The organism is Fulvivirga aurantia, assembly GCF_009711475.1.
Classification (GTDB): domain Bacteria; phylum Bacteroidota; class Bacteroidia; order Cytophagales; family Cyclobacteriaceae; genus Fulvivirga; species Fulvivirga aurantia.
The window spans coordinates 1-223 of sequence record NZ_SMMD01000013.1 but is presented as its reverse complement, the minus strand read 5'-3'; the positions used below and the strand labels follow the sequence as shown (position 1 = coordinate 223).

The window sequence follows — 223 nt, the reverse complement described above, 5'->3', positions numbered from 1 at the left end:
TCAACAAAAAATCGCTCAGGTTTATCTGTCAATTGATCTTTGGGGAAATAAGCTTCGTGCTCCGGTAGCTGATCTACAATGGCACCAAACAATTCACCGATGTTTAAGCCCTCCAAGGCTGAAACCATCACGTATTTATCGGCCTTGATGTGTTCTTTCCAATAATTTAGCTTGTCTTCAGCCTGGCTGCCTTTCGCTTGATCTATCTTATTTAATACAAATA

At 40.4% G+C, this 223-nt stretch carries 1 pseudogene; it reads right to left on the bottom strand.

Annotated elements, in window-relative coordinates:
- Window positions 1-223: pseudogene (locus tag E1176_RS19920) on the bottom strand (GTPase Era); the annotation flags it as partial.